Annotated in this window: 14 protein-coding genes; 10 read left to right on the top strand and 4 right to left on the bottom strand. The window is 66.1% G+C overall.

The genetic code is table 11. The features are described 5' to 3' along the window. Positions 1 to 630 precede the first annotated feature (630 nt). The 3 genes from ACPDIX_RS00365 to ACPDIX_RS00375 are packed head-to-tail and all read left to right on the top strand — an operon-like array spanning position 631 to position 2,821. Positions 631 to 1,656 (top strand): hypothetical protein, encoded by a 1,026-nt coding sequence (locus tag ACPDIX_RS00365; protein ID WP_423429778.1) that lies wholly within the window; start codon positions 631 to 633, stop codon positions 1,654 to 1,656. A gap of 55 nt (positions 1,657 to 1,711) precedes the next feature. Beyond that, positions 1,712 to 2,374, top strand: coding sequence for a MotA/TolQ/ExbB proton channel family protein (locus tag ACPDIX_RS00370; RefSeq protein WP_423429779.1), 663 nt, complete (start codon positions 1,712 to 1,714; stop codon positions 2,372 to 2,374). Between the two features lie 21 nt (positions 2,375 to 2,395). Next, on the top strand, positions 2,396 to 2,821 hold the full coding sequence (locus ACPDIX_RS00375; protein WP_423429780.1) for an ExbD/TolR family protein: 426 nt from the start codon (positions 2,396 to 2,398) through the stop codon (positions 2,819 to 2,821). Positions 2,822 to 3,048: 227 nt separating this feature from the next. On the opposite strand, the gene ACPDIX_RS00380 is transcribed toward ACPDIX_RS00375, so the two are convergent. Next, positions 3,049 to 4,191 (bottom strand): outer membrane beta-barrel protein, encoded by a 1,143-nt coding sequence (locus ACPDIX_RS00380; RefSeq protein ID WP_423429781.1) that lies wholly within the window; start codon positions 4,189 to 4,191, stop codon positions 3,049 to 3,051. Between the two features lie 429 nt (positions 4,192 to 4,620). Between ACPDIX_RS00380 and ACPDIX_RS00385 the strand changes: the two genes are divergently transcribed. Beyond that, positions 4,621 to 5,016, top strand: coding sequence for a DUF3568 family protein (locus ACPDIX_RS00385; RefSeq protein ID WP_423429782.1), 396 nt, complete (start codon positions 4,621 to 4,623; stop codon positions 5,014 to 5,016). On the opposite strand, the gene ACPDIX_RS00390 is transcribed toward ACPDIX_RS00385, so the two are convergent. Continuing rightward, positions 5,005 to 6,201 (bottom strand): tetratricopeptide repeat protein, encoded by a 1,197-nt coding sequence (locus tag ACPDIX_RS00390; protein WP_423429783.1) that lies wholly within the window; start codon positions 6,199 to 6,201, stop codon positions 5,005 to 5,007. The two genes, ACPDIX_RS00385 and ACPDIX_RS00390, sit on opposite strands and share 12 nt — an antisense overlap. Positions 6,202 to 6,541: 340 nt before the next feature. Between ACPDIX_RS00390 and ACPDIX_RS00395 the strand changes: the two genes are divergently transcribed. Together ACPDIX_RS00395 and ACPDIX_RS00400 are read left to right on the top strand one after the other, a co-directional pair. Continuing rightward, the gene (locus ACPDIX_RS00395; RefSeq protein WP_423429784.1) at positions 6,542 to 8,971 is read left to right on the top strand and encodes a beta-L-arabinofuranosidase domain-containing protein; all 2,430 of its coding nucleotides are present in this window, start codon (positions 6,542 to 6,544) and stop codon (positions 8,969 to 8,971) included. Positions 8,972 to 9,172: 201 nt separating this feature from the next. Next, positions 9,173 to 9,424, top strand: a complete 252-nt coding sequence (locus tag ACPDIX_RS00400) for a hypothetical protein (RefSeq protein WP_423429785.1) — start codon at positions 9,173 to 9,175, stop codon at positions 9,422 to 9,424. Positions 9,425 to 9,523: 99 nt separating this feature from the next. Here the strand turns inward: ACPDIX_RS00400 and ACPDIX_RS00405 are convergent, their stop codons facing one another. Then, positions 9,524 to 10,534 (bottom strand): hypothetical protein, encoded by a 1,011-nt coding sequence (locus tag ACPDIX_RS00405; protein WP_423429786.1) that lies wholly within the window; start codon positions 10,532 to 10,534, stop codon positions 9,524 to 9,526. Between the two features lie 281 nt (positions 10,535 to 10,815). Further along, positions 10,816 to 12,078, bottom strand: a complete 1,263-nt coding sequence (locus ACPDIX_RS00410; protein WP_423429787.1) for a putative iron-sulfur cluster-binding metallochaperone — start codon at positions 12,076 to 12,078, stop codon at positions 10,816 to 10,818. A 229-nt stretch (positions 12,079 to 12,307) separates the two neighbouring features. On the opposite strand from ACPDIX_RS00410, the gene ACPDIX_RS00415 reads away from it, so the two are divergent. The 4 genes from ACPDIX_RS00415 (at position 12,308) to nuoH (ending at position 16,560) form a co-directional block, all read left to right on the top strand. Then, positions 12,308 to 12,736 (top strand): heavy metal-responsive transcriptional regulator, encoded by a 429-nt coding sequence (locus tag ACPDIX_RS00415; protein ID WP_423429788.1) that lies wholly within the window; start codon positions 12,308 to 12,310, stop codon positions 12,734 to 12,736. Between the two features lie 431 nt (positions 12,737 to 13,167). Then, positions 13,168 to 14,607 (top strand): Gfo/Idh/MocA family oxidoreductase, encoded by a 1,440-nt coding sequence (locus ACPDIX_RS00420; protein ID WP_423429789.1) that lies wholly within the window; start codon positions 13,168 to 13,170, stop codon positions 14,605 to 14,607. A 147-nt stretch (positions 14,608 to 14,754) separates the two neighbouring features. Continuing rightward, positions 14,755 to 15,339, top strand: coding sequence for a 4Fe-4S dicluster domain-containing protein (locus ACPDIX_RS00425; protein WP_423429790.1), 585 nt, complete (start codon positions 14,755 to 14,757; stop codon positions 15,337 to 15,339). A 24-nt stretch (positions 15,340 to 15,363) separates the two neighbouring features. Further along, positions 15,364 to 16,560, top strand: coding sequence for an NADH-quinone oxidoreductase subunit NuoH (nuoH, locus tag ACPDIX_RS00430; RefSeq protein WP_423429791.1), 1,197 nt, complete (start codon positions 15,364 to 15,366; stop codon positions 16,558 to 16,560). Positions 16,561 to 16,593 lie beyond the last annotated feature (33 nt).

Below are 16,593 nucleotides of genomic sequence, written 5' to 3' on the forward strand. Positions count from 1 at the left end.
CTTTTTCCCAGATCCACCCCCGGGCCGCAAGCACAAAACCCGAGGCGCGAACGGCTTCATTCCGTTCGAATGGGTTTGTCCGGCTTCGTCCGGTCCGGACCTGCCAGGGACCCTCTCGTCCGTCCGAACGCAAGGTTTCATTCATCGGTCCGAGCTCAAAGGAGGCGCCTGTGACCGAGCGAAGCCATTGGGCGATGGGCCTGTGGATGGCCTTCTGGCTGGCGCAACCGGTCTGGATGAACACCGTGCGCCGGGACGGGGCCGGTTGCGGGCAGGACCGTCCGGTGCTGGTTTGTCCCGGGGATGCTTTCGGGGAGCGGATGCCGGGACACGCATCGGATCCATCCAGGGGATGTCGTCCACCCACGCCACAGCAACCGCCTGTCAAAGGTTACGTGGCCCCCACGCCCGGGCGGTTGCCACAGGGTGGCGAAGTCTGAGGGCAGGGTTCGGTGAATGGATGGACCTTTTGGATTGTGCCCTGCAAAGGTGAACGACCCCTGCAGAAGGCACGCCCGAGCTGTCGCGATTCCGGCTTGTGACGTTTCCGACGAAATGAGAACCGCCTTCAGGGCTCGGTGAGGCCGCGCCGGTTGCGCCCCGGGCACGGGTCGGGCAAGCTAGGACGGAATGGACGGCGCGGTGACGGCAAGGATCTCGGGCTTGCGCGGCAACGGCCGGGAATGGTCCCGGCTGGGCCGGGCGTTTGCGCTGTCGCTGTTGTTGCATCTGCTCCTTTACGCCGGGTACCGCGCGGCGCGCCATTGGGACCTGCCCTCCGACTGGTTGCTTCCTCGGAAGCTTCGCTACGTTCATCAGCTGAAGCGTGCCCTTGCGGAAAAGGAGGAATCACTCAACCGTCCGGAACAGCCGCTGGTTTTTGTGGAGGTGTCGCCACGGCAGACTGTGGAGGAACCGCCGCCGGACACGCCGTATTACTCGGACAGAAACGCGCGTGCGGCGAATCGGGAGGCCGAGCGGGAGACGGGCCAACCGCAACTGACGGGTGTCCAGGAAGTGGTGCCCAAGACCGAGGAGGGTGGACAGCCGGAGGCGAAGGATGAGTACGAGCCGCTCCGACCGGCCGTGGCGCGGCCCGTGCCTGCAGAGGCGCCGCCGCCTTCGCCCCCGTTGCAGGTGCCGGCCGAACCGCGGCCCGAGGGCGACGTCGCCGTCGTTCAGCCGGAGGCGAAACCGCCCGTGGTGGGGGAGGGACCGCAAGCGCCATCCCGGCCCCGGACCCTGGCGGAGGCTCGCGCCCGCCGGGGATTGGACGCGTTGCCCGGGGAACGGATGAGGCAGGAGGGGGGTGTCCGCGCCCGACTCGAATTTGAATCGCTGGACGTGAAGGCGACGCCTTTCGGGGATTACGATGCGGCGTTTGTGCGGGCGGTGGCGGATCGGTGGTACGCGCTGTTGGACGCCAAGCGGTACGCCGGCTATCAGCGTGGCAAGGTGGTGGTGCGGTTCCTCCTGCACAGCGACGGGCGGGTGACCGACCTGGAAGTGGTGGAGTCCACCGTGGGGCTGGACCTTTCCCTGCTGTGTGAGATGGCGGTGTTGGATCCGGCGCCGTATGCTCCCTGGCCGATCGAACTCCGTCGCCTGGTGCAGGGCGGGGTGCGAAAGGTTCAGTTCACCTTTTATTACAATTGAAGGTTGAGGATTCGGTACCCTGGCGAGGAAGGTGCGCGGGGCCTGGCGGAGTTTTATGGAAACGGTTGTGTACGTGTTGTTGGTGCTGACCTCGCTGGTCAGTCTGACCTTCATCATTGAACGAGGATTTGCGCTGCGTTGGCGCAGGGTCGTGCCGCCGGAGGTGGAGGCGGCCGTGGAGTCCTGCCAGGGCCGTGAGGACGTGCCCATGCTGCGGCGGGTGTGCGAACAACATCCCTCGCCGTTGAGCCGACTGCTTTTGCTGGCCATCGAGCACCTGGCACTGCCGCGGGAGGAGACGGTGTCGGCTTTGGAGACACGGGCCCGGCACGAGGTCGTGCAGTTGGAACGGGGGCTGGTGGTGCTGGAGGTTGCGGTGGGGGTGGCGCCCCTGCTGGGACTGGTGGGCACCATCGTGGGCATGATCACACTGTTCGGGAACATCGGCCAGGCGGGCCTGGGTGATGCAGCCCGGTTGGCGCAGGGGATTGCGCTGATCCTCAATGCAACGCTGTTGGGACTGATGATCGCGATTCCTTCGTTGATCGCCTGGAGCTATTTCAACCGGAAAGTGGAGACACTGGCGGTGGAGATGGAGGCGATCTGCGAGGAGTTTCTGCGGCGTCAATACCGGGTGACACGGGAACGGGTCTTGCCGGGCGAGGCGGTGGCCGGGGCTGCGTCCCCGGCGGGACGGGCGTCGGGCCGGCCCGGTTGAAGCTTCGTCGGAACGGCAGCCATGCAATTCCGCGTTCGATACCAGCGTCGTCCGCCCACGATCATCATCGTGGCGCTGATTGATGTGTTGATCGTGCTGATCATCTTCCTGATGGTCACCACCACGTTCAAACAGCAGCCGGCTGTGCGACTGGCGTTGCCGGAATCTTCACAGGCGCGGCGCACCGAGGCCCACGAGGAGACGCCGCTGGTGATCGCGGTGGATGCGGAGGGTCGGTTGTGGTGGGGGACGGAGGGTACACCCATTGACCCGGCCACGCTGGCGGCCCGGCTGAAGGCCGAGGCCGCCCGGCAACCGAACCTCCGTCTGGCTCTGAGTGCCGATGAGAAAGCCCCGTTCGGCCAGATCATCAGGGTGATGGACGCCGCCAGGGAGGCCGGGATCCGGATGGTCAATGCCTTTGCACGTCAGCCGGCCCGGCAGTAGGGAGGCGGGTGTGGGGCCTTGGATTTTGGATTCTGCCCGTGGCGCCGTGACGTGGGCTTGAGGATCGCAGGTGTTCGATCGCGGCATGCGCATTGGATTTCTGGCGTTGAAGCCTTCTTCTTGGGGCGTCCGGGGGGTCGGGCCTGCTTCGGCCGTTGCGGTCGCAAACGAAAAAACCCTCCCGGGTCGGTTGCCCGGGAGGGTTGTGAAGAAGCTGCCTCAGCTCCTTAGAACTTGTAGATCACGTTGGCCGCGAAGAGCAGGGAGTTCCGGCGGTTCCAGCCGCTGTCGGAGCTGAAGTAGGTGCCCTCGTCGGCGTGATCCCAGCGGACCTCGGCACGGGTCAGCACGTTCTGCCAGAGATCGTACTGGACCGTTCCGGTCAGGGCCCAGATCTGCATGTTGTCCTTGCCACCGGCGTCGGCGACGCTGGTGAGCAGCTCGCCACGGGCGTGGAAGCTGAGCCGGTCGGTGGCGGCGTAGGAGCCGTAGACACTGACCGCCCAGAGGTCACCCGTCTGATCATGCAGGTCCAGCACGTCCCAGCTGGCGCCGAGCCGCAAACCTTCGACCGGCGTGGCGACGGTCGCGCCGACGTACCAACTGGTCTGGTTGTCGGTAATTGCGCCGCTGAAGCCGTTGACGACGCCGCCGTAGAGGGTCGAACCTGCCAGCCAGCCCCAGGAATCAGGTGCCGTGATGGCCACGGCGCCCATGTAAGTCTTGTAGGACTCGGCCTTCACGGGCCAGGCCCGGCTGTTGATCTGGGGCCCGACCGTGTCGGCCACGCCTGCGGCAACGCTCACCAGCTCGTGGGGCCGGTAGGAGGCCAGCAGACCGGTGTGGGTGGTGGGCTCGATGGTGCGGCCGTACGAGCGGGTGAAGTTCGGGTTGTCCACGGCTGCGATGGACTCGTAGCCGATGACACTGTCGAACACGCCCATCTTCAGGTCCAAGCCTGTCCCGACCGGCACGCGGGTGGCCACATAGGCCTGGCGAATTGCGAGGTCGCTGCTGCCGGTGCTCAGGGTGGACTGGGTGCCCAGCGTGTTGGCGTCCGGGCCCAGCCACAGATCCACGCGGTAGCCGGCCGCCCAGTCGGTCTCGTCCAGGGGCTTGGAAATGGAGAGCTGGACGACGTTCAGGTTGAACCCGTCGACCTTGTCCTGCCCGCCGAACAGGGTGGGCATCAGGCTGCCGCCCGTGCCCGTGCCCGGATTCCACTGGGCCGAGGTGTCCACGTAACCGCTGATGGTGGTTGAAGAGAGAGCCGTCATCAGGGGCACGGCCGCCTCTTCAGCTTGCAGGGCCGAAGGGAGGCTGATCACCCCCACAGCCGCCAATCCCAACGTCCACTGATTCAGTTTCATGTAGTTCCTCCGTCTCAGGTTTGGTTTCAATGGTTCCGATCGCACTGCAGATCCGGCCGCTGGTTTGCTCGCGACCGGCTCTGCACGAACTCGGTGCAATTCGGCCGCTTGTTTACAGGCTCCGGGTTGGTAGTGCAACACCTTTCTGCGCGATTTTTGGGCATTTTTGGAGCATGGACCGGCCGTTGCCGTGCGCGAGCGCGAACAGGTCCCGTGCTGGATGGCCTCCCGGATCCCCTGCGGGATGTCTCAAGGGAACGGCTTGTTGAGGCAACCTCCGGGGTGTCGATGGGCGAAGCCGGGGCTCCACGGGCAGAGGAACCGGGGCCCGGTCGGGCCATGGGCACCAGGGTCGTCCCGGCCGAGGGCGGTTGCAGCGAGCCCAGTCCGGGCTTGACTGCGCTTTGGGCGGCGACTTGGATGGCGGGCATGAGAAGCGCGATGTGGGCTGGGTTGCTGGGTTTGGCTTTGGTGGTCAGCGGGTGTGTCGGGACATTGGACGGCCGCCACCGAGCGGGTGTGCCGTTTGTGAAGGACTCCGTCGAGGGCCGGTACGAGCGTCCGGTGGAACGCGTGTATTCGGCTGCGCGGGAGGTGATCCGCTACAACGGCACGTTGATCCGGGAGAGCACCCAGCACGGAGAGACCAACACGGTGCGGGTTTTGGAGGGCAAGGTGAACCAGCGCTCGGTCTGGGTGCGTGTGGAACCGCTGGATCCGAAAGTGACGCGTGTGGTGGTGCAGGTGCGCACGCCTGCGGGGGGCAAGGACCTCGACCTGGCGCACGAACTGGAAAAGCAGATCGCCCTCCAGCTAACGCGGTAGCCGGCCTTTGAGGCCGAGGTTTTGCTCGTAAACCCCCAACTTCACGGTGGGGGCGATCTCCCTTCGTTTGAACTCCAGGGCCAGGAGGTTGATGCGGCGTTCGGCCTGTTCCGCGTAGGGCGAGCCCGGGAAGAGCTCGAGGATGCGTTCGAGCGTGGCGCGGACGGTGTCCCGGTCCCTGCCGTGCCGGATCTGGAGGTCAGCCAGCAGGTTGATCCAGTGGACGACCTGACCGGGGTTGGCGGCGGGGTGCTGAATCAATTGTTCAAGCTGATCCTCGGCCAGGTCCAGCCGCTGGAAGGCGTCCGCGTAGAGGACCGCCAGTTTTTCCCGGGTGTCGAAATCGTCCGGGTGTTTTTCGAGTTGTTCGACGTAGCGGGCGGCGAGTTTTTGCGGAGGTTCGGGCGGCGGTTCGAGGGTGACCGGGGTTCGTTGCAGTCCGATATTCTCGATGCCCTTGCGCAGCTTGATACGGGCGGGTTCACGCCGGTCAGCCAGGTGTTCGGCGGTCGGGAGACGGGCCAATCGCTGCCGGGCGGTGGTGGCGAGGTCGGTGTCCGGGTAGTTTTCCACCAGTTGCCGGAGGATGCGTTCGGCGTTTTCGGGGTCCTGGCCGATGCGGAGGTACCAGTCGGCGAGTGTCGAGAGGGCGTAGGCCTTTTGTTGCGGGGTGATGGCGGGGATGTGGCAGAGTCGGTTCACGGTCAGCTCGGCTCCGTCCAGATCGAGCATGTTCTCCGCCAGGATTTCCGCGGCCAGCATGTGGCCCTCGAAATCGTTGGGAAATTTCGCCAGTTGCGCGCGCACGTCGGCCAGGGCAGCGGCGTACTGACCGCGCTGGCGTTTGGCGCGTGCGATGGCATAAAACGGTTTCGGCTCGGGCGGCTCGTCCGCGCCCGTCCAAGCGTGCCAGAGCGGTTTGAAAAGCGTTTCCACGATGTTGGGGGTCCAGAGCATGGAGAGGAAAACCCCGCAGACGGCAGCGACCAGAGGGGCATATGGCAATGCAAAAGCGGTCGCATAAAGGATGGCGAGAACGCACAGCCCGGTGGCGCACCATTTCAGGATCAGGACGGCTGGATCGTCCCGGGATCGGCGCAGCCAAGCTTTGAGGACTCCCGCGAAACCGGCCAACAGCAGAAGGGCGATCGCAATGTCGGCCAGCAATGTCCAGGACCATTTCATGGCAGGCTCCGGACCAATATCCCGCAGATCGGCCGGGTGCGCAACTTGCTGGTGAGGCGCCCTTCTTTCGCGCCCGGTTCCCCCGGTGGATGGGAATGCCGCGCTGGGTGCCCGCCCGGTGTGGCGCCCGGGGGCCCGGGCAATGCTTTCCACCGAGCCTCGGCTGCTGGAATTGCAGCGCGGCGTGTCGGGATGGCAACGGTCCCTCGAGCCGGCGGGTGGGTTGGCACGGACAGCAGGGGCCCGGTGCGCGGTGCGCGCGGCTTTGACGGCCGGGGCGGCCGGACGTAATTTGGGGGGCGAAACGGTACAGCCCCGAACCCCTGCTTGATCACGCGCCATGAACGCGTTCCGCCGAAGTTCGATCCGTTGGGCAGGATGCCTCCTGCTGGGATGGTTTCTCGCCGACTTGCTGCCGGTGCAGGCTCTGTACCTGTCCGATGAGTGCCGGCCGGTGGTATCCAACATCACTTGTCGAGCCTACCCGCTGCCACTCAACCGGGTCCGGCTGACGGGCGGTCCGTTGAAACGGGCCCAGGAACTGGATGCGCGGTACTTATTGGAGCTGGAGCCGGATCGGATGCTGGCCCTCCTGCGGGAGGCCGCCGGATTGAAGGCCAAGGCGGACCCTTACGATGGCTGGGACGGTCGTGGACGCCAGCTGAGTGGTCACATTGCCGGGCACTACCTCTCAGCGGTCAGCCTCATGTACGCCGCCACGGGTGACCCACGATTCAAGGAACGGGCGGATTACCTGGTGGCGGAATTGCGGGAGATTCAACAGGCGCACGGGGACGGCTACCTGGGCGCGCAGACGGATCGGGACGGCACACCGGGCAAGCGGTTGCTGGAAGAACTGGCGCAGGGCCGCATCCGGGCCGCGGGGTTCGACCTGAACGGACTGTGGTCTCCCTGGTATGTGCATCACAAGTTGTTTGCCGGGTTGCGGGATGCCTATCGGCTGACGGGGAATCGCACGGCGCTGGAGGTGGAAAAGGCCTATGCCGGTTGGGTCGAACGGGTGTTGGCCCCGCTGAACGAGGAGCAGATCCAGACGATGTTGCGGACGGAATTCGGCGGGATGAACGAGGTGTTGGTGGATTTGTACGCCGACACCGGAGACGAGCGCTGGCTGCGCCTGGCGGACAAGTTTCATCACCGGACGGTGGTGGATCCGCTGGCCGAGGGGAGAGACATCCTGCAGCATCTGCATGGCAACACGCAGGTGCCCAAGCTGAACGGGCACCTGGTGCGATACCTCTACACGGGCGACCCGTTTCATCTGAGGGCGGCGCGGTTCTTTTGGGAACAGGTGGCCTTGCATCACAGCTTTGTGACGGGGGGCCACGGCCGGAACGAGTACTTTGGTGCGCCGGACCGGCTCAACGACATGATCGAGGGGCGGACGGCCGAGACCTGCAACGTGTACAACATGTTGAAGCTGACGCGGGGGCTGTTTGCGGTGGAGCCGGACGCGCGGTATGCGGAGTTTCTCGAGCGCGCCCTGTTCAATCACATCCTGGCCTCAATGGACCCAGAGGACGGCCGGGTTTGCTACATGGTCCCGGTGGGCCGGGACGTGCAGCACGAGTACCAGGACATGTTTCGGAGTTTCACCTGCTGCGTGGGGACGGGGATGGAAAGTCACGCCCTGCACGCTCACGGGCTGTATTACGAGTCCGGCGACACGCTCTGGATCAACTTTTTTGCCCCTTCTGAAGCGGATTGGGTGCGTCAGGGGGTGCAGGTGCAGATGGAGACCGACTTCCCCCTGGGCGAGACGGCCACGGTGAGGCTGAGGCTTAACGAACCCAAGCGGCTGACACTGGCGATCCGCCGGCCTTTGTGGGCCGGGCCCGGTTTTGCCATCCGGGTAAACGGGCAACCGGCAGAAGCCACGGCCAAGCCCGGCACGTACGTCCGCCTGGAGCGCACGTGGCGGGACGGTGACACGGTGAGGCTGACGTTGCCCAAGACCTTGCGCGAGGAAGCGCTGCCGGACAATCCCCATCGCCTCGCCCTGTTGTGGGGACCCCTGGTGTTGGCGGCCGACCTCGGGCCGGCGGCCGAACGGCGCCGGCGTGAGCAGGGGCCCGAGGCGGTGGATCCGGCCCGGTTTGCTTTGGTGGTGTCCGATCCGCTTACGCAATGGTTGCGCACGGTGGAGGGTGAACCCGGCACGTTCCGCACGACCCACACAGCCACCGAGACGGAGGTGACCTTCCGGCCGCTGTACCTCCTGGCCCGCCGCCGTTACGCCGTGTACTGGGACCGGTACACCCCCGGGGAGTGGGCCCGGGTACGCGCCGCGCATGAGGAGCGTCAGGCGGCCCAAAGGCGCCTGGAGGCGGCCACGGTGGTCCATATCCGGCCCGGCGATCCGGAGAGCGAAAAACCGTACCGGTTCGAGGGCGGGGGAGCGAGTGTGGTCCGGACGGAGGGTCGGCCCGGTCGCCAGGCGGAGCGATGGTTCTCTTATGAACTGCCGGTGTTGGGGCCGGGGCGATGGGCGGTCGTGGTCACCTACGCCAACGACACACCGCGCCACACGACATTCAATGTCCTGATCAACGGCCGGAAAGTGGGTGAACAGTCGGTCCGGAGGCGCAGTCCCGAAGAGGTCGTACGGTTCGAGGACGTGATTTACGAGGTCCCGGCCTCTCTCCTGGAGGGCCGGCAAAGTTTGGTCCTCCGATTCGAGGCGCCCGAGGGCCAGATCGTGGCCGGCATCTTCGGGGTTCGTTTGATCCGACAGGACGGGGTCCCGTAAAGGTGTCCGTGGGCCGGGGCTGCCCGCGCGGAGCTTGCCGGTGGTTGTCGGCCTCGGGCGGCCGGCCGGGGCGCAGGGCTGAAGGCCTGCGGCAGCGTGCGAATCTCTCGTGGGCGGGGCGGACCATCCGCCGAGCGGCACCGGGCGACTGACAAAAGCCCTTGCCGCAGGCAGGGTGGCTGGATCATTCTGGCGCCCTGCATGGTACTGCCCGAGCAACCCGTGACGTTGACGCCGGAGCAAATCGCGGAGCTGAATCGAAAGCTCTCCACGATGCGCCACGACATCAACAACTACCTTTCGCTGATGATGGCGGCGGTGGAGATGATCCGGTTGAAACCGGAGGACGCGCCACGGCGGTTGGCCACCCTCGCCGACCAGCCCGCGCGCATCTCCAGGGCCATGGCGGAGTTCTCTGCCGAGTTCGAGAAGACCCTGGGCATCCAGCGCTAAGTGACGGGCCTTTACTTCCCCGCTTTTTTGAAGCACCTTTCGGCGTCCCACTGCATGGGCGGTGCCGGTCCGGCCTCAGCCGACCCGACAAGGGCCTTGTCAGTCGTGGCGCAGGGTGGTGTCAGTGCATGTTTCGGGTGACCGGGGCGGCCGGTCCTTCAGAAGCGAAAGTAAAGCGCCATACCGGAGGCCACGCGTGCTGAACCGCCATGCTTCGAGACCGAGGGTGTCGGTGATCTGCTCGTAAATCAGACCGCCGGTGAGGATGATGTCAGCTCGTTCGGACGGCAGCCCGGGGAGTTGGCGCCGTTCGGTCAACGGAAGGGCCGCCAACCGATCCACCAGAGCCTTCAATTCCTCGCGAGTGAGCCGCAGGTGTTCGAGGGCTTCGCGGTCCCAGGATTCCGCGCGCAGGTGAATGCGGGCGAGCGTGAGGGCCGTACCGCCCACAGCCACAGCCACGAGCTGCCGGCCCTCGTCCGGCGACGCGGATGAGGAGGAGAGGACTTGCCGGAACGCGGGAACCAGGTGCGTTTCCATTTCCTGCCGGAGATTCCGGCGGAGGTCACCCAGCTGGGTCGGGCCGGGCGGATCCGACAGCCTCGACAGTTCCCACAAACGCACGGCGCCCCACGGCAGACTGAGGGAGAGCAGGATCTGCAGGTCCCGACCCCACACGAGTTGTGTGCTACCGCCGCCGACTTCGACCACGGTGACCATGCCCCTGGCCAGCCGGGGATGGGACCGGACCCCCAGGTAGGCCCACTCGGCTTCCTGCAGGCCGGAGATGATTTCCAGCGGCAGGCCGGTGGCATTTTCCAAGGATTCACGGAGCTCTTCCCGGTTTGCCGCCTCGCGTGCCGCGCTGGTGGCGAAGAGCCGAAACCGGGTGGCGCCCAGGGACCGGGCGCGTTCCACCAGTTGGCGCACGGCGTCCACGGTGCGGGCAATGGCGTGCGGTTGGAGTCGGCGGGCCGGGTAAAAACCTTCGCCCAGTCGGGTTTGGATGCCCGTCTCGAGGATGGGTCGAAGGTGAGGGCCGACTTCGGCCACCAGAAGCTTCACCGAATTGGTGCCCACGTCTATGGCTGCCAGGCGCGGTGCCGACATGCCCTTATTACACCGGGAGTGCAGCGTGCGCCCAAGCGGTTTTCTGTTACGAATCTGCGTCTCGTCATCGGGTGGGTGGGGCGGTTGAGTCGACCCGAGTGTGGCAGTCCGGCGGGGACGGGCAGGTGGGAATGACCCATGCTCATCCGGGGCCGTGGCGGAAAGTGCGCTTTCCGTGTCCCAGGTTTTGCGCCGTTCGTGTGGGATGGAGGACGCAACAAGTGGCGCATCTGATGCGTGGGTGGCGGCCCCGGAACCCCGGGTAGTCCGCATGGGATTGCTCAGCCGGGAGGCCAGTGCCCGGTGAAACCTGCCCGGGTGATGACCCGCAGGATCGCCTCGCGGGGCGGAGGGACGCCCTTGGGAACCGCGATGACCGCCTGCTGCTTTTGGTGGTTGACCTTCGCAGCGACGACGCCCGGAACAGCCCTGAGCTGCGCTTCAAGTCCGGCCGCGCAGGCGGGGCAATCCATCCCTTGCACGGCCACGATGTAGGAGTCCACGTTCGGGCCGAAACCGGCCCCGCTGCTTCTGCCCACCAGCGGGCCGATCCAGTTCGGGAGGAAAACGAGCAGGAGCGCGGCGGCCATGACCAGCCAGAGAAGGACGCGACGGGAGCTCCGGGAGGTCCGGCGGCGTCCGTCCGCCGGTGGACAGCAGGCTTCACCGGGGGCGGGCACGGCGCCACGAACGCCCTCTTGTTCCGCCGCGTCACCGACCTCCCGGGGCAGCGGCCGGTGGGCGAAGTAAAAGGCAGCGGCCAGAAGGATGAAGGTCAACGTCGTGAACAGCGGGCGATACTTTTCAAACGTCGCTGAAACGGCCACGCCGGACACTCCGAGGGCCAACAGCAACAGCGGTAGCCAGCAGCATGCCGAAGCGAGAACCGCAGCCAGCAAACCGCCGATGAGCGGGAGCGTGCCCGCTCGATGCGTTCCGGAAACGCTGCGCGCCTGATGCCTGCAACCAGGTGTTGCGGTCCCGGTCGGTCCCACGCCTGATGGGTCTGACGGCCGCGTTCCGGGATTTTCTTCACCGTTTGCGCCCGCAGCGCAGCCCTCCGCCCGAGGTCCCGGTGTGGGGAGCGCGGGCCGGCCGTATTTTTCCAGCGCGGCCTTTATGTGTCGGGTCACGGTGGGAAGACAGCAGGAGCCCAAGGGGCTTTTGATTTCGCACCAGCACGCCTCTTTCATCCGGGTCTGGATGTCCTGCTGCACGGTGGTCCGGCCGGTGCGCCGGATCTCGTCCTCGATCTCTTCGATGGTGTGGTTGAAACAGTAACAGACCGGGCGGGGTGCCTCGCGTTCCTTGATGCCCACGCGGACGGTGAGGTCGGCCTTGGTGAACACCGGTGCGTCCGATCCCGCGAAATACACGGCGGCGCAGTCCGGGTTGGCGCAAAAATGCCAGTGGGTCCCGGCCGGCATGCGGGCGCGTGCTGAGGGGCGGAGGAGCGACTCCAGCGTGATCGGTTTGACCGGTTTGCCCGGCTGACCGCAGACGGGACAATGCCCGCTGTGGGGATGGACCATGCTCGCGTTCATGCAGCCACTCTACACCCTGGAGCTCGCTCCAAGGTCAAGCAGCCGGCAAGGACTTTTGCGGCCGGGTTGCCGGGCGTGGGTGCGGCCCGGGCGGGCCGCGCGGGGCTCGACGGCCTAGGGGGCATGGCCCGGCCATCGGTCGGGCGCCAGGCGGCGGCTTGCACATCGGTACGGTCGGGGGCAACCTCAGGTTGGCATGTCAGAATCCGGCTTTGGGGAGAGTAGGACGATGCGGATTGGCGAGCTGGCGCGGGTTGCCGGCACGACCCCCGACACACTGCGGTACTACGAACGGCTGGGTTTGTTGCCGGCGCCTCCGAGAACGGCAGCGGGTTACCGGCTCTATGGCGAATCCATGGTCTCCCGCGTGCGCTTCATCCGGAAAGCCCGGCGACTGGGGCTGTCTTTGGGGGAGATCCGCTCGATTCTGGGTCAACGCGGCCGGGGAGAGTTGCCGTGCAGTTCGGTGTTGCGGTTCGTTGAGCAGCACTTGGAACAGATCGAACGTCAGCTGGCCGAACTGACCGCCGCACGGGATGCCCTGCGCCGGCAACTCGCACGTTGGAAGCGCGAACGAACTCCCGAGCGGTGCCTTTCGGCAGAGTACTGCAGTCTGATCGAGGAATTGGAGGTGGATGGAACCTTGCCTGCCGATTGACTCGAGTGCCCGGCCGCGAAGCCCATCCCGGGCTTGGCCAGATGGGGAAGAGGTCGGGGCGCCTGAGGTGGCCCGGTCCCCCGGTGGCTCCGGGACTTCCTGGCAGGGGCATCGCGCCGGTGGGGAGTCTGCTCTCCGGCCAAGGCGCCGGAACAAAGGGGCCGCCGGGCACCGGCGACCGCTCGGGAGGTGCGGGGAGCGGCGGGCGGGTCATGGCGGGGGTCGGCACGGCTGTGTGCGCCCGGATCCGGGCTGGACACGGTGGGCGGCCGGGGAGCAGAATGGCCTCGACTGGCTGATGCCGCGGGGCGCTCCTGATCCGTGGCCGGCGGTTGCCCGCGCAGCCGGAAGAGCGGCCGGGGCGGGCGGAACCCCGGAAACGCCCCGGGCGGGCTGTGCCCACAACAACCATGCGCCTCAACCGACGAACGATGAAAACCTTCCGAAAGACCTCCACATCGAAGTTCAGGCCGGACGGCGGTGGCGACACAGTCCGTGGCTCTGCAGGACGCCGTTTGCATTCGGGACTGACCCGGCGAGGCTTTTTGGAACGGTTGGCCGCGGGCGCGGCCGCCGCGGCTGTGCCGATGGTGGTGCCGGCGCGGGTGTTGGGTGGGGCGGGGCGGACGCCGCCCAACGACAAGATTCGGTTGGCCGGGATCGGTGTGGGGGGCATGGGGGCGGCAAATCTTCAAGCGTTGGCACCGTACTGCGACATCGTTGCATTGTGCGACGTGGACGAGCGGCGGGCAGCCGAGACTTTCGCGCGTTATCCCTCGGCACGGCGGTTCAAGGATTTCCGCCGGATGTTCGAGGAGATGTCCGACAAGTTCGATGCCGTCATGGTGGCGACGCCGGATCACACGCATGCGGTGGCCAGCATGATGGCCATTCGGCATCGGAAACATGTCTATTGCGAGAAGCCATTGGCGCATTCGGTTTACGAGGTGCGCGCCCTGATGCGGGCGGCGGCCGAGGCGGGCGTGGTCACGCAGCTGGGCAACCAGGGACATTCCTTTGATTCGATCCGGGATTGTGTGGAATGGCTGCAGGCGGGTGCCATCGGCCGGGTGCACACGATTTACTGTGGTTGCGAGGCTGTGAACTCGGGTTTGGACCGCCTGCCCGAGGTGAAGCAGGGCCAACCGGTGCCGCCCACGTTGGATTGGGACCTCTGGCTGGGGCCGGTGCCGTGGCGGCCGTATCATTCCGCTTATCTGCCGGGGGCGTGGCGCGGGTGGACTGCCTTCGGCAGCGGCACCATTGGGGACTGGGTTTGCCACGTGGTGGACCCGGTGTTTTGGGCGCTGGACCTGGGAGCGCCGCGGTCGGTGGTGGCGAAGGTCCGGGACTGGGATCCGCGGACGCAGGGGGAGGCGTATCCCAAGGGGGACGTGGTGACCTTCGAGTTCCCGGCCAAGGGGGATCGCGGGCCGGTCACCCTGCACTGGTACAGCGGCACCGAAAGGATTCCCCGGCCGGAAGGGTTCGATCCGGAGGAACCCGATGTGCGCACGGGCGCGATCGTGGTGGGGGACCGTGGCATGCTGGTGTACGGTTCGCACGGGGCGTCGCATGTGCATCTGGTCCCGGACAAATTGATGAAGGAGTTTCAGCCCCCGCCGCGTCGGTTGCCGCGCGGATTGGAGCATCACCGCGATTGGATCGAGGCGATCCGGCAGGGGCGGAAAGCCGGCTCGGATTTCGCGGCCTACGGCGGTCCGCTGACGGAGCTGGCCATGCTGGGGATCGTGGCGATCAAGATGCCGGGGGTGAAACTGGAATGGGATGCCGCACAAATGCGGTTCACGAACGTGACTGAGGCCAACCAGTACCTGCGCACGCCCTATCGGGAAGGCTGGACCCTCTGAGAGGGCGGCTCTCCTTTTTGGCGGCTGGGCTGCCGACCCGCCGTGTGAGGATCCATGGTTCGGGAGTAGCTTGGGAGCGGAGACGGGTCGTGCCCGGCCGGCTTCCCCGGGACTGGATTTGGTCCGGCGCTTTGGTATGGTGACGGCATGCTGGGTGAGGGTCTGGCGAAGGGGCTCCTGACGACGGCGAAGAACTTCGTCGGCAGCTACGTGTCACGGGAACGGCTGGTGACGGTGCAGTACCCGGAGGAACGCCGTCCGCTGCCGGAGGCGGCGCGGTCGTTCCCTTTCCTGGTGTACGACGGGGACGATCCGGTGGCCGGCTTGCGCTGTGTGGCCTGCAAGATCTGCGAGACGGAATGCCCGCCGCAGTGCATCTACATCGTGAAGGACAAGGCCAAGAAACCCGATCACACCGGCAAACTGCAAAACCAGCCGCTGATTTTCGACATTGACATCTCGGTCTGCATGAGCTGCCAGATCTGCGTGGAGGTGTGCCCGTTCGACGCCATCAAAATGGACGTGGCCTACGAATGGAGCACGCACGACCGTTTCGAAGGGCTGCTGCTGCACAAGGAACAACTGAGCAAACCGAACAGTTACTATCACAAGATCCATCCCACGGAAGCGGCCGAGGTGGACGCCCGGCTTGCGGCTGCGCGGGCCAAAGCTGCCGCAGCCAGGGCCGGTGGGGCCGCAAAGCCGGCTGCGCCGGCTGCCGTCAAAGGGTGACCCGGACGGGAGGGGGGAGATGCCATGTTGGAGAATCTGCCGGTGGCCCTGAAGGAGCTGTTGTTGCAGGTGCTGATGCGCTTTCTGCCCGCATGGGCCGAACCGTGGATTTCGGGTTTGCTGTCTGCTGCGGGGGTTGTGGCCGTGTTCGGGCTGTTGTTCGGCGTCGTGACCGTGCTGGAGCGGAAGGGACTGGGCCGCATGCAGAACCGCTACGGGCCGAACCGGGTGGGGATTCCGCTGACTTCGGTGCGGCTGGCGGGGTTTGGCCAGTTCCTGGCCGACGGCATCAAGGCGTTGACCAAGGAGGACGTGGTTCCGCGCGCGGCTGATCGCGTGGTCCATTTCCTTGCCCCGGTGGTGATGGTGATTCCGGCGCTGCTGGCCCTGGCGGTGCTGCCCTACGGACGTCATTGTGTGCCGGTGGACTTCGAGGCGGGCCTGTTGTTCTTCTTCGCCGTGGGGGCGGCCACGGAGCTTGCGGTGTTCATGGCGGGGTGGTCCAGCCGGAACAAGTACTCGCTCCTGGGGGCGATGCGGGGCATTGCCCAGATGTTGAGCTACGAGGTGCCGCTGGTGCTGGCGGTGGTGCCGGTGGTGATGGCCGCGGGATCGCTGTCGTTGGTCCGGATCGTGGAGGCCCAGGCTGCCGTGGGGAATTGGACCGGCTGGTTCATCGCCACGCCCTGGGGCCTGGCCGGCTTTCTGCTGTTTCTGGCGGCGGCGTTGGCGGAGGCAAACCGGTCTCCGTTCGACCTTCCGGAAGGTGAATCCGAAATCGTGGCCGGCTATTTCATCGAATACTCGGGGTTCAAGTTCGCGCTGTTTTTCCTGGGCGAGTACCTCGGGTTGTTTGCCGCGCTGGGATTGGCGATCACGTTGTTTTTGGGAGGTTGGCAGGCACCGGTGGGCAGCCTGGCGTGGATGCCCTCGTGGTTCTGGTTTTTTGCCAAGCTGCTGGTCCTGATCGGCGTGGCGATCTGGGTGCGCGGTTCCTGGCCACGACTGCGCGTGGACCAGCTCATGGGTTTGGCATGGAAGTTTTTGCTGCCCCTGACGTTGGTGAACCTGGTGAGTGCGGTGTTGTGGCGGTTCGTGCCGGGACCCGCACTGGCCTGGCTGGTGTGCGGGGGATTGACCCTGGCGGCCTACATCGGCTTCGCGCGGGGTCTGGCGACCGCGGGCGGCTGGGGACCGCGCACCTACCGGTTCGCCGAGTAGGCTGCGCGGGGAAGCGCAATGCCGTTTCCGCGA

Source organism: Limisphaera sp. 4302-co (assembly GCF_049537155.1).
Taxonomy (GTDB): domain Bacteria; phylum Verrucomicrobiota; class Verrucomicrobiia; order Limisphaerales; family Limisphaeraceae; genus Limisphaera.